Annotated in this window: 12 protein-coding genes and 1 CRISPR repeat array; of the genes, 10 read left to right on the forward strand and 2 right to left on the reverse strand. The window is 52.0% G+C overall.

Annotated elements, in window-relative coordinates; genetic code table 11:
* Positions 1-16: 16 nt before the first annotated feature.
* Positions 17-1,474 (reverse strand): beta-Ala-His dipeptidase, encoded by a 1,458-nt coding sequence (gene pepD, locus PT300_05440; protein MDF7680080.1) that lies wholly within the window; start codon positions 1,472-1,474, stop codon positions 17-19.
* 256 nt (positions 1,475-1,730) lie between these two features.
* Between pepD and gpt the strand changes: the two genes are divergently transcribed.
* The 9 genes from gpt to cas2e all read left to right on the forward strand — a co-directional run bounded on the left by gpt (position 1,731) and on the right by cas2e (position 9,526).
* Positions 1,731-2,189 (forward strand): xanthine phosphoribosyltransferase, encoded by a 459-nt coding sequence (gene gpt / locus PT300_05445; GenBank protein MDF7680081.1) that lies wholly within the window; start codon positions 1,731-1,733, stop codon positions 2,187-2,189.
* 96 nt (positions 2,190-2,285) lie between these two features.
* Positions 2,286-3,506 carry an esterase FrsA gene (gene frsA / locus PT300_05450; protein ID MDF7680082.1) on the forward strand — a complete coding sequence of 407 codons (1,221 nt, stop codon included), beginning with the start codon at positions 2,286-2,288 and terminating at the stop codon, positions 3,504-3,506.
* Between the two features lie 245 nt (positions 3,507-3,751).
* Positions 3,752-5,302 carry a type I-E CRISPR-associated protein Cse1/CasA gene (casA, locus tag PT300_05455; protein MDF7680083.1) on the forward strand — a complete coding sequence of 517 codons (1,551 nt, stop codon included), beginning with the start codon at positions 3,752-3,754 and terminating at the stop codon, positions 5,300-5,302.
* Positions 5,299-5,841, forward strand: a complete 543-nt coding sequence (gene casB / locus PT300_05460) for a type I-E CRISPR-associated protein Cse2/CasB (GenBank protein MDF7680084.1) — start codon at positions 5,299-5,301, stop codon at positions 5,839-5,841. The genes casA and casB overlap by 4 nt, the downstream gene beginning before the upstream one ends.
* Positions 5,842-5,871: 30 nt before the next feature.
* A complete protein-coding gene (gene cas7e / locus PT300_05465; GenBank protein ID MDF7680085.1) occupies positions 5,872-6,927 on the forward strand; it encodes a type I-E CRISPR-associated protein Cas7/Cse4/CasC in 1,056 nt (351 codons plus the stop codon).
* Positions 6,928-6,937: 10 nt separating this feature from the next.
* Entirely contained in the window at positions 6,938-7,684 is a 747-nt protein-coding gene (gene cas5e / locus PT300_05470) for a type I-E CRISPR-associated protein Cas5/CasD (protein ID MDF7680086.1), read from the forward strand.
* Positions 7,666-8,316 (forward strand): type I-E CRISPR-associated protein Cas6/Cse3/CasE, encoded by a 651-nt coding sequence (gene cas6e / locus PT300_05475; protein ID MDF7680087.1) that lies wholly within the window; start codon positions 7,666-7,668, stop codon positions 8,314-8,316. Before cas5e ends, cas6e begins: the two co-directional genes overlap by 19 nt.
* Positions 8,313-9,236, forward strand: a complete 924-nt coding sequence (gene cas1e, locus PT300_05480; GenBank protein ID MDF7680088.1) for a type I-E CRISPR-associated endonuclease Cas1e — start codon at positions 8,313-8,315, stop codon at positions 9,234-9,236. Before cas6e ends, cas1e begins: the two co-directional genes overlap by 4 nt.
* Positions 9,233-9,526, forward strand: a complete 294-nt coding sequence (gene cas2e, locus PT300_05485) for a type I-E CRISPR-associated endoribonuclease Cas2e (protein MDF7680089.1) — start codon at positions 9,233-9,235, stop codon at positions 9,524-9,526. Before cas1e ends, cas2e begins: the two co-directional genes overlap by 4 nt.
* 94 nt (positions 9,527-9,620) lie before the next feature.
* Positions 9,621-11,663: a CRISPR direct-repeat array (repeat unit 29 nt; unit sequence GTGTTCCCCGCGCCAGCGGGGATGAACCG).
* A gap of 43 nt (positions 11,664-11,706) precedes the next feature.
* Here cas2e and PT300_05490 read toward each other — a convergent pair.
* On the reverse strand, positions 11,707-12,018 hold the full coding sequence (locus tag PT300_05490; protein MDF7680090.1) for a type II toxin-antitoxin system MqsA family antitoxin: 312 nt from the start codon (positions 12,016-12,018) through the stop codon (positions 11,707-11,709).
* A 373-nt stretch (positions 12,019-12,391) separates the two neighbouring features.
* On the opposite strand from PT300_05490, the gene adk reads away from it, so the two are divergent.
* Positions 12,392-13,036 (forward strand): adenylate kinase, encoded by a 645-nt coding sequence (gene adk / locus PT300_05495; GenBank protein MDF7680091.1) that lies wholly within the window; start codon positions 12,392-12,394, stop codon positions 13,034-13,036.
* Position 13,037: the final 1 nt, after the last annotated feature.

Genomic DNA, 13,037 nt, shown 5'->3' on the forward strand with positions numbered 1-13,037 from the left:
CTGAATCGCAAATCGCTTATTTTTCAGGGATCGCTTTCAGTACTTCCGTCAGTAATTTCCAGTAATGGCCAACGCTGGCGATATTCACTTGTTCGTCCGGAGAGTGTGGGCCGGTAATGGTCGGCCCAATGGAGACCATATCCATATCAGGATAGGGTTTGCGGAACAGGCCACACTCCAGCCCGGCATGAATAATCTGGATATTCGGCGTCTTATGGAACAGGCGCTGATAGGTATCACGTACCAGGTGCATCACGGGTGAGTGGCTATCGGGTTGCCAGCCGGGATACTCTCCCTTCGCTTGTGTGCGGGCACCGGCCAGTTTCCCCAGCGAGTCCAGCATACTGACAACATAGGCTTTGCCACTGTCGATCAGTGAACGGATGAGACAATGAATTTCCACATTATCTTCCGTCATGGTCACCACACCCACATTCAGTGAAGTTTCAACGACGCCTTTTGCGACATCGGAGTTACGGATCACACCATTCGGCATCGCATTCAGCAGATAGATAAATGTATCAGCGGACTGTGTGCTGAGTGCGCGGCGATCATCGGCGACTTGATCGCTGAGTAATTGCAGATTCGGTTCTTTTTCTGCCAGTTCATTTTTCAGGATTTGCTGGTAATGATTGACCCGTGTTTGCAGCAGATCCCATTTATCGGCAGCGACAGCGAAAGTCGCGAACGCTTCGCGTGGGATGGCATTGCGTAATGAGCCACCGTTGAAATCCACCAATTGTAAATCCAGATCCTGGCCATATTCGGCAAAAAAACGAACCAGTAATTTATTGGCATTCCCTAGACCGAGGTGGATCTCTCCCCCGGAGTGACCCCCTTTCAGGCCCTTTAAGGTCAATTTAACACACTGGAAACCAGGGCGAATGGGTTCACGGATCAGCGTCAGTTGAGAGGTAAAATCGATCCCTCCCGCGCAGCCCATGTAGATTTCGCCTTCCTCTTCTGAGTCGGTATTAATCAGAATATCGGCCTGCAGCCAGTTGGGCTGTAAACCAAACGCGCCCTCCATGCCGGTCTCTTCTGTCATTGTCAATAGTACTTCTAACGGGCCATGAACGACGTTATCATCGGCCAGCACCGCGAGTGCGGAAGCCATACCAATGCCGTTATCTGCCCCCAGCGTGGTGCCACGCGCTTTGACCCACTCACCGTCGATATAAGGCTGAATCGGATCTTTAGTGAAATCATGAGCAGTATCGTCGTTTTTCTGTGGCACCATATCAAGATGTGCCTGTAAAGCGACGGGTTGACGGTTTTCCATACCTGGCGTCGCTGCTTTACGGATAAGAATGTTACCCGCCTGATCGCGTTCTGCCTCTAATCCCCGCGTTTTCGCCCATCCCATGATATATTCAGCGAGCTGTTGTTCATGATAGGACGGATGAGGGATGGCACAGATGCGGGCAAAAATATCCCATAGTGGTTGTGTGGATAACTGAGACAGCTCAGACACAATAAGTCTCCTTACAATAGCCTGCAAAATGTGTTTACAGGGTCGAGGTTAGCAATAATCGTCAATCAACGCAGAAGGACATACCAGAGGATGAGGATACCACTTTATAGCAGGACCGGTGGCCTGAACAGTGCAAAAAGCGGGATGATCGCGGCTAAACACTGGTTTTTAGCGCTTTATGTCTCTATAATCTCGCGCATTATTTCCCCCTCGAATATTATTTTTAGGCCTTAAAATAGAGGCCAGGACACTGCACATGAGAGAAAAATACGTCGTCACCTGGGATATGCTACAGATCCACGCCCGCCAATTAGCCAGTCGCCTGATGCCGTCTGAACAATGGAAAGGAATTATCGCGGTCAGTCGTGGTGGCCTGATCCCAGGGGCATTACTGGCGCGTGAACTGGGTATTCGTCATGTTGATACGGTTTGTATTTCCAGTTATGACCACGATAGTCAGCGCGAGCTGATCGTTCTGAAATGTGCTGAAGGTGATGGTGAAGGTTTTATTGTAATTGATGACCTGGTGGATACCGGTGGCACGGCGGTTGCCATTCGTGAAATCTATCCCAAAGCACACTTTGTCACGATTTTTGCCAAACCGGCCGGGCGCCCACTGGTTGATGATTATATTGTTGATATCCCACAGGATGTATGGATCGAGCAACCGTGGGATATGGGGGTGATGTTTGTGCCGCCCATCTCCGGTCGTTAATTGATCGCATCAATATCTTTGTTCCCCGCCTGATCATACTGGCGGGTTTTTTCTGGCGCGCTGGACGCTAAAAGAGTAAAACGATGGGAACGATATATGTCACATAATCTTAGCGAAACACTATTTAAGCCACAATTCGACCATCCGGAAACCTCGACACTGGTACGCCGTTCTGTGATTGATCCCCTCGCCAGCCGTCCTGTTGATCACTGGTATCGTTTAATTAATCGCCTGGAATGGATCTGGCGTGGTATACCGCCTCAAGATATCCTCGATGTACAGGCACGTATTGCGATGAGCGATGCGCCACGCACGACCCCGGAACTTTACGATACTGTCACCGGATATCGTAGTGGCAACTGGATCTTTGAATGGTCAAAGCAGGCGATGAGCTGGCAGCAAAAAGCGGGGCAGGAAAATGAAGCCATTGCCCGTGGCCATCACTGGTTGCGGGCATCCGGTCTTTATAGTATTGCCGCTTACCCGCATATTAAAGGTGACGAACTGGCTGAGCAGGCACAAACCCTGGCTTACCGCGCTTATCAACAAGCGGTACAGTGTTTGCCCGGCTCACTGCGTGAACTACCCGTCGCGATCCCCGGCGGCTCGCCAATCACCACCTTTTTACATCTCCCTGATGGTGAAGGCCCCTTTCCTGTCATTATGATGTGCGGTAGCCTCGATGGGCTGCAAATTGACTACTACAGCTTATATGCCAACTATTTTGCTCCAGCGAGGATAGCGATGCTAACGCTGGATATGCCCTCCACAGGATTTTCATCGAAATGGAAGTTGACTCAGGAAACCAGCCTGCTACATCAACATGTCCTGCAGCAATTACCGACTATTCCGTGGGTTGATCATACCCGGGTTGCAGCGTTTGGTTTTCGTTTCGGCGCCAATGTGGCAGTACGACTGGGCTATCTGGCACCACAATATCTCAAAGCGGTGGCCTGTCTCGCGCCAGTCGTCCATCAGTTGCTGACAGAACCACGACGCCAGAGAGCGATCCCGGGAATGTATCTCGATGTTCTGGCATCCCGGCTGGGTATGTACGATGCCTCTGATGAAGCATTATGTGTAGAACTGAACCGTTATTCGCTGAAGAACCAGGGATTACTGGGACGACGTTGCCCGACGCCGATGCTATCCGGATTCTGGCAAAATGATCCGCTCAGTCCGCAACAGGAGTCTGGATTAATTACCGCTTCGTCTGTGAATGGGAAATTGCTGGCGATCCCCTCGACACCGGTCTATCACAATTTCGATGATGCATTACGGCAGATAACCGCCTGGCTTAAACAGCAATTAGCCTGACACGCGGTTTATATTCTTCCTTATATCGATATCGCGGTTGCGACGTGCTATTGGTGTTCAGATTGTTAATCGTTCTCAGGAATATCCCAATCATTAAATGAAAACCTATCAGAATATTACGAGCCAGTTAACATTTTTTTGCGTCTTTTTTTATTATATTCGCTGCATCAATTCTATGAGTATCAGACGAATAAAAAAATTATGGCAGGTCTCACCATCCATAGGGTCATGTTTGCGAGAGGATATTGCATATGACTTCACTTTTAACCACCCCATGGTTGCCGGTCTGTTTTATTGATGGCACCACCGGGAGAATGGCACCCATTGCACTGGCCGATGAAAATATTGCTGATATCGCTGTATCCCGGGCCGATTTACAAGGTGCTGCCTGGCAATTCTTACTCGCTTTATTGCAATCGACGCTGGCACCTGAAAATAGCTATCGCTGGGAAGATATCTGGGAGGAGGGATTAACGGCGGAAGCGGTACACAATGCGCTGCTCCCCCTGGAACCGTACTTTCAGCTTTCTGCGGACTCTCCCTCATTTATGCAGGATTTTGAACACTTCAGTGGCGAAGAGATTTCTATTGCTCAGCTTCTGCCAGAGATCCCGGGTGCCCAGACGATCAAATTCAATAAAGATCACTTTATCAAGCGTGGTATCACAGAACGTTTTTGCCCTCATTGCGCCGCCCTTGCCCTGTTTTCGTTACAGCTCAATGCCCCATCAGGAGGCAGAGGATATCGTACCGGACTGCGTGGCGGTGGCCCGCTGACCACGCTGATTAAACTGCAGGAATATCAGGGCAAGCGGCAAACACCCCTGTGGCGCAAATTGTGGCTGAACGTGATGCCGCAGGACGTGGCAGGTATGCCATTACCCACTACCTATAATGACGCCATTTTTCCCTGGCTGGCAAAAACGCGAACCAGTGAGCCACCGACAGAGACCATAACTACGCCAGAACAGGTCAATAAATTACAGGCGTATTGGGGAATGCCACGGCGTATTCGGCTCAATTTCTCAAAAACAGAGAACGGTCAGTGTGATATCTGTGGCGCCGTCAGCGATCAACTACTCACTACGATGAGCGTTAAGAACTACGGAGTGAAATATGAAGGCTGGCAACACCCGCTGACCCCCTACCGGCGACCGCTCAAAGAGGACAGTGGCTTGTTCTCTGTCAAGCCGCAACCCGGCGGTCTTATCTGGCGCGACTGGCTGGGCTTAAGTTATCAGCAGCAGACAGAAAATAATAACGAGTATCCGGCACAGGTGGTCAGGATATTTCATTCTCATCGTCTCAGGAAGACAAAAGTCGGATTATGGGGATTTGGCGCTGATTTCGATAATATGAAAATTCGTTGCTGGTACGAGCATCAGTTTCCATTATTAATGACCGAAAATATCATGCCTGATTTACGCCAGGCAGCGAAAACAGCGATACGTCTTCTTAGCTTATTACGTAGCGCGCTGAAAGCGGCCTGGTTTGACGATGCTAAGGGCGCACGCGGTGATTTTAGTTTTATCGATATCGATTTCTGGAATCTGACCCAGCAAAAATTTCTCGATTTTATTCACCATCTTGAAAAAGGTGAGGATCGGGACGCTTTGCTGAATCAATGGCAAAAAACCTTATGGCTATTCACGCGCAATTATTTTGATGAGCATGTTTTTAGCAATCCGTATGAAGATAATGATCTGAAACGTTGTATAGCAGCGCGCAAAAAATATTTTACGCCGACGAAGGAAAAAAAGAACAGCGAAGCCACAAAGCAGAAGGGGGCTAAATGACAATAGTGCAGGATGATCATCAGGCGACGTTACGCCGCTGGTATGATGAATTACAGGAAAGGCGTGGAGACCGTGCCAGCCTGCGGCGCAGCAATACGATCAGTGACATCTGTCTCTCCGAAGGTTTTCGCTCACTGCTGCTGCAAACCCATACTTTATGGAAAAAAGAGCATCAGGAATGGCGGATCACTGCTCTGGCGCTCACTGCGGCTTTGGCTGCGGATATCAAAACAGTCGTTCAGAATACGCCCTTTGCTGCCCAGTTAGGGCAGCAAACGGGTGATAAACCGGTGATGTCGGAGCAGCGCTTTCGCCGTTTATCGGCGGTGAAAGATCCCGATGATTTACTGCGCCAGCTACGCCGTGCGGTAAAACTCCTGAGAGGAAACGTCAATCTGTCGTCACTGACGGAAGATATCTTCCACTGGTGCCAGGAATACGATGATGTGCAAAACCATAAACGTCGCCGCCAGCCACTCACTGACTTTATCACTATCCGCTGGGCACTCGACTATTACCACGCTGACGAAGACGAATAAAACCGTCAACTATTTTACCGGGATCTCTTTATGACAACATTTATTCAGCTCCATTTATTAACGGCTTACCCTGCGGCCAACCTGAACCGTGATGACAGTGGCCGCCCGAAAACCGTATTCGTGGGCGGTGCTACACGCCTGCGTATCTCCTCCCAGAGCCTGAAACGGGCATGGCGCACCAGTGCGCTGTTTGAGCAGGCGCTGGCGGGTCATATTGGCATACGCAGCGGCAGGATCGCCCGCACAGCGGCAGAAATCATGATGGAAAATGGCATAGATGAGAAAACCGCTGTCGCCTATGCACAGGATATTGCTAATTATTTGGGTAAAGTTAAAAACGATAAAAAATATAAAGATCAACTGCCGAATGCGGAAACCGAGCAGCTGGTACATATCAGCCCGGCGGAGTTCGAGGCGGTAAAAGAGCTGGCGCATCGTCTGGCAGAAGAACGGCGTAAACCGAAAGAGGAAGAACTCAATCTGCTACGTCAGGATCGCATGGCGGTTGATATTGCGATGTTTGGCCGCATGCTGGCCGAGAAACCCGAATTTAATATCGAAGCGGCTTGTCAGGTGGCCCATGCGTTTGGTGTTGCGGAAACCACGATCGAAGATGACTTCTTCACCGCCGTCGATGACTTGCGCGCCGCCTCTGATGATGCGGGGGCAGGCCATCTGGGTGAGACCGATTTTAGTTCGGCGCTGTTCTATACCTATATCTGCATTGATAAAGATCTGCTGGTGAAAAATCTCAATGGCGATGCAGCATTAGCCAATAAAACGCTACGTGCTTTCACGGAAGCGGCACTCAAAGTCTCGCCGACGGGTAAACAAAACAGCTTTGCCACCCGGGCTTATGCCTCCTGGGCGCTGGCAGAGAAAAGCACCGATCAGCCGCGCTCGCTGGCGGCGGCCTTTTATGAACCCATTACCGGCACCAGCCAGCTGGATGTGGCGATCGAGCGCATTACCGCTTTACGCAACAATATGAACAGCGTGTATGGTCAGTGCAGTGATACCATAGATTTTGACACAACCCGCAAGCAGGGCAGCATGAACGCGATGCTCGATTTTATCTGTGCATAAGGGCGAGTCTATGAGCCAATATCTGGTTTTTCAGCTTCATGGGCCGATGGCTTCCTGGGGGATGGCCGCCCCCGGAGAAGTGCGCCATAGTCAGCCGCTTCCTACCCGTTCAGCCCTGCTCGGATTGCTGGCGGCGGCTGTCGGGATCTGCCGTGATGAAGAGGAGCGATTGCATCTTTTCAATCAGCACTATGCCTTTCTGTTATCGGCCAGTCATCACCCCCGCTGGGCCCGGGATTACCATACGGTACAGATGCCAAAAGCGGTACGTAAAGTCCGTTATTTCAGTCGTCGGGAAGAGCTCCATGATCCGAAGGTGTTAGAGACGCTGGTCACGCGACGTGACTATTACACCGATAGCTGGTGGCTGGTTGGCATCGCTCTGACCGCCAATGCGCCCTATACCCTCGAACAGTTACAGGAGGCATTGCGCCAGCCGGTTTTCCCGCTTTACCTGGGACGTAAAAGTCATCCATTAAGCTTACCGCTGGCCCCCTTATTACTGGAAGGCGAAGCAGCGGATGTCTTAACTCAGGCCTACCACCACTATCGGGCAAAGTGGCGGCAACTAAAAATCCCGCTGCCGCCATTGCAAAATGAGTGCTGGTGGGAAGGAGAACATGCGGGACTGGAAGCCAATAAAATTTTGTACACCCGTGATAATCCCTTAAGTCGTAAGCAGTGGCTGTTCGGTGAACGCATCGTCAATCAGGGAACCGGGATCATCAAGGAGGAGACATGTACCTCTCAAGAATAACTCTCTATACCAGCCAGTTTTCTCCTGAGCAGTTACTCCAGCTCATCGAACGGGGCGAATACGTCATGCATCAATGGCTGTGGCAATTATTCCCTGCGATGGAAGCCCGGCAATTCCTCTATCGTCGTGAAGAATTACAGGGCGCATTGCGCTTCTTTGTTCTCTCAGCGCAACCCCCTGTCGCCAGTGAGATCGCAGAAGTGCAATGCCGCCCGTTTGATCCGGCATTAAGTGTCGGGCAACAGTTATGTTTTAGCCTGCGTGCTAACCCGACGATATGTAAAGCAGGCAAACGTCATGATCTGCTTATGGATGCCAAACGTCAGGTGAAAGCGCATGTTGATAAAAGAGACATCTGGCCTTATCAGCAAAAAGCGGCGCTGACGTGGCTGGCACAACAGGGAGAACGTCACGGCTTTACGCCCACGGAAGTCAGCATTGACGCTTATCGCCAGCAGCAGATCAGAAGCCAGAAATCGCGCAGGAGTATTCAGTTCAGCAGTGTCGATTATAACGGCACGCTGGTGGTCAATCAGCCAGCGCTCTTTTTACAAAGTCTGGCATCAGGATATGGCAAAAGCCGAGCCTTTGGCTGTGGTCTGATGATGATTAAGTCCTGGAACGGAGCATGACATTTATTCCGCTGAGCCCGATTCCGCTTAAAGATCGCACCTCAATGATCTTTCTCCAGTACGGGCAAATCGATGTGCTTGATGGGGCATTTGTGCTGATTGACAAAACCGGAATACGCACGCATATACCGGTAGGCTCGGTGGCCTGCATCATGCTGGAGCCGGGAACCCGGGTCTCTCATGCGGCGGTACGCCTGGCATCCACCGTCGGCACTTTACTGGTCTGGGTGGGGGAAGCGGGTGTCCGTCTTTATGCTTCCGGGCAACCGGGTGGCGCACGCTCAGATAAGCTACTTTATCAGGCAAAACTGGCGCTGGATGACGATTTACGATTGAAAGTGGTGCGCAAGATGTATGAGCTCCGTTTTCGTGAGCCGCCCCCGGCGCGCCGTTCTATTGAGCAACTGCGTGGTATTGAAGGTTCCCGGGTTCGTCAAACCTATATTCTGCTGGCCAAACAGTACGGTGTTAAATGGCATGGACGCCAGTATGACCCCCAGGACTGGGAAAAAGGCGATGTTATCAATCAGTGTATCAGTGCGGCCACTTCCTGCCTGTATGGTATTACTGAAGCGGCAGTGCTGGCTGCGGGCTATGCACCGGCAATTGGATTTATCCATAGTGGTAAACCGCTCTCTTTTGTGTATGACATTGCGGATATTGTCAAATTTGAGTCAGTGGTACCGAAAGCCTTTGAAATAGCGTCTCGTTATCCAACGCAACCTGATCGTGAAGTTCGGCTGGCTTGTCGGGATATATTCCGTAGTACCCGACTGACGGGAAAACTGATCCCATTAATAGAACAAGTCCTTGCGGCGGGTGAAATATCACCGCCGCAACCTGCACCTGATATGCTGCCACCGGCGATTCCAGAACCCGAGTCATCAGGAGATATTGGCCATCGGGGAGGCCATGGATGAGTATGGTGATGGTTGTGACGGAAAATGTGCCTCCCCGTTTACGTGGGCGACTGGCGATCTGGCTGCTGGAAGTCCGTGCGGGCGTTTATGTCGGTGACACGTCAAAACGAATTCGTGAAATGATCTGGCAACAGGTCACCCAGCTTTGTGATAATGGTAATGTTGTTATGGCATGGGCGACCAATAATGAATCAGGTTTCGATTTTCAGACATGGGGGGAAAATCGCCGTATGCCGGTAGATTTTGACGGCCTCCGGTTAGTCTCTTTTTTTCCTGTTGTAAATCAATAAATTAATTCCTCTTTAACAATTTGTTTTTTAGTAAAATCGTGGTAGATTTTTTTTGCTAAAAAAAGTCCATGCGAAACAAGTATATACATTTAGAGTGTTCCCCGCGCCAGCGGGGATGAACCGGGTAATTTACGCTCCAGCAGTGCCGGAGCGTTAGTGTTCCCCGCGCCAGCGGGGATGAACCGTAACAGATAAAGATAATATCTTGCCAATTCGTGTGTTCCCCGCGCCAGCGGGGATGAACCGCCGTTCTCATTCCGGCCTCTGACACCGAGTGTGTGTTCCCCGCGCCAGCGGGGATGAACCGATATACGAAATCCCGGTTTCAACGGGTGAAATGTGTTCCCCGCGCCAGCGGGGATGAACCGGACAGCAACGGTACGGATTATGTTGTGGGTCAGTGTTCCCCGCGCCAGCGGGGATGAACCGGGTCGTTGCTGGAGGGAGGGAGTCAAAATCTGGTGTTCCCCGCGCCAGCGGGGATGAACCGCGTACGCGCCAACTGTTATCTGAATACTAAAAGTGTTCCCCGCGCCAGCGGGGATGAACCGTAATTTCTGGTGAGAAGGGGTTTTTTGTGGAGGTGTTCCCCGCGCCAGCGGGGATGAACCGCCACCGTAGTAATACGAGGGCTTTAATAAATCGTGTTCCCCGCGCCAGCGGGGATGAACCGACAGGTAACGCCGACAGTGTCAACGCAATTGAGTGTTCCCCGCGCCAGCGGGGATGAACCGGGTACGCGGCATGAGTGCGGACGTGGTAGGGAGTGTTCCCCGCGCCAGCGGGGATGAACCGGATTTTGGCGGTGTGGCGCGGTGTACCGGGACGTGTTCCCCGCGCCAGCGGGGATGAACCGGTATTAAACATGACAAACTTTTTATATAACCGGTGTTCCCCGCGCCAGCGGGGATGAACCGGTGTCGGTCGCACCGTCATTGCCGATACCCGTGTGTTCCCCGCGCCAGCGGGGATGAACCGCCAACTTGCCTGATAAAACTTTCGTAACGCCGGTGTTCCCCGCGCCAGCGGGGATGAACCGCCTCAAACGATTTAACGACAGCGTGACCATCAGTGTTCCCCGCGCCAGCGGGGATGAACCGAAATCGGGGAGATCTGTATCAGTGACAGCCGGGTGTTCCCCGCGCCAGCGGGGATGAACCGAGGGTTGTCGGATTTAGCCAGCGTCAGCAACTGTGTTCCCCGCGCCAGCGGGGATGAACCGGCTGAAACCTGCCTGGCTGCTGTCCTTTAGTAGTGTTCCCCGCGCCAGCGGGGATGAACCGTTTTGGCGTTGACGCCTTGCCACCACCTGAGCGTGTTCCCCGCGCCAGCGGGGATGAACCGGGGTTCATCAGCAGCGCACGACCGAGCCAGATGTGTTCCCCGCGCCAGCGGGGATGAACCGGGTAATTTACGCTCCAGCAGTGCCGGAGCGTTGTGTTCCCCGCGCCAGCGGGGATGAACCGTGGGCTGCAAAGAAAAAACAGTGGTTCTACCGGTGTTCCCCGCGCCAGCGGGGATGAACCGGCTGACGGAGTAACGGATTTAATCGGTTTATAGTGTTCCCCGCGCCAGCGGGGATGAACCAATCAGGTTATTTAAATCAGAAGCAATTAACCCGTGTTCCCCGCGCCAGCGGGGATGAACCGCCGTTGAACGGCAGGCGATGAATAACATTCTTGTGTTCCCCGCGCCAGCGGGGATGAACCGGTTCCCCACAATGCGGACGGGCGCAACGGTGCGTGTTCCCCGCGCCAGCGGGGATGAACCGAGAACTACACCAGTCAGACCGATGGTAACGGTGTGTTCCCCGCGCCAGCGGGGATGAACCGATCGCCAGGTTTTCATGGACGCAGCGATTCAGGTGTTCCCCGCGCCAGCGGGGATGAACCGCCAGCTTCGAAAAAAACCGCAACGCAACGCCTGTGTTCCCCGCGCCAGCGGGGATGAACCGTCTGCGGCCTGATCCACCCCCTGCGCCTGCCAGTGTTCCCCGCGCCAGCGGGGATGAACCGATATATCTAACAATTACGGCACATTTATCTTTGTGTTCCCCGCGCCAGCGGGGATGAACCGAAACTGGCATGATTGGCTTACCTCAGATTACTGTGTTCCCCGCGCCAGCGGGGATGAACCGCGTAAAAACATAAATTGTTGCGTACTCTATGCCTCTGGTGGCGCTACAGCGCTGCCAGTTCGTTCAGCGTGTCAGGATTGTGCTCAATCATTTTGATAAGCAGAATGGCTTGTCTATTAGGTTTAGCGAGTCCCTGTTCCCAGTTCTGCAGCGTCGTGACGCCAGTATGTAAATACTGGGCGAAAACAGCCTGTGACAGCTTCAGTTTTTCGCGTACCGCCTTCACTTCAGCCGGTGTCATCGTTACGGGTTTTATGCTGACCTTGTGCATTCGCAACGTTTTTTTGCCGCCATTAAACGCTCCCCACGCAGCCATGCCTTCCTGCAGTTCGCTAAAAATATCACGCTCTTTCATCAATGCCCTCTGCTCCTGGCCTGTTCAAGCATTTCGCGCTGTGCTTTGGTTAAATCATCTTTCTGATCTTTGTCATACAGGGTGAATAACAGAAAGTGGGACTTTTCCAGATACCCGTAGTCAATCACTCTGTAGTGGCTCCCAAAATCATAACATCTTTTTCGTACTGACAGCGGGATCCTCCACCATGATGCTGGTAAGGGCACTTCCGGTTGTCATAACCGCATAGCCATTGAATGATACTGTTGCCGCTGTCGCGCTATCGACGGCTAAAACACGTTATTAATCATCACGATCAGCCTGGTTGCCTTGAGCGTGCATCGTTCTGGTGGTATGGTTTAGCGTTTTTAATATTTTTGAGGTGATTTTCGCAATGCGCATTATTCTGCTTGGCGCGCCTGGCGCGGGGAAGGGAACTCAGGCTCAATTCATTATGGAGAAATACGGTATTCCACAAATCTCCACCGGCGATATGCTGCGTGCGGCGGTAAAATCGGGTTCTGAGCTGGGTAAACAGGCGAAAGATCTTATGGATGCCGGTAAGCTGGTCACTGATGATTTGGTTATCGCGCTGGTGAAAGAGCGTATCGCACAGCCTGACTGCCGCAATGGTTTCCTGCTGGACGGTTTCCCGCGCACCATCCCACAGGCGGATGCGATGAAAGAGGCTGGCATTGCCGTCGATTACGTGCTGGAATTTGCTGTGCCTGATGAATTGATCGTCGATCGTATCGTTGGTCGCCGGGTACACGCCCCTTCCGGGCGGGTTTATCACATCAAATTCAATCCGCCGAAAGTCGAAGGTAAAGATGATGTTACCGGCGAAGTGTTAACCACCCGCAAAGATGATCAGGAGGAGACGGTACGTCAACGGCTGGTGGAGTATCATCAGATGACGGCCCCCCTGATCGGCTATTATCAGCAGGAAGCGCAGGCGGGCAACACTCGCTATGAAAAAGTCGATGGCACCAGAGTGGTAGCTGATGTCCGCGCCGATCTGGAAAAGATCCTGAACTAAT

The organism is Enterobacteriaceae bacterium ESL0689 (assembly GCA_029433525.1).
Lineage (GTDB): Bacteria > Pseudomonadota > Gammaproteobacteria > Enterobacterales > Enterobacteriaceae > JAQTIF01.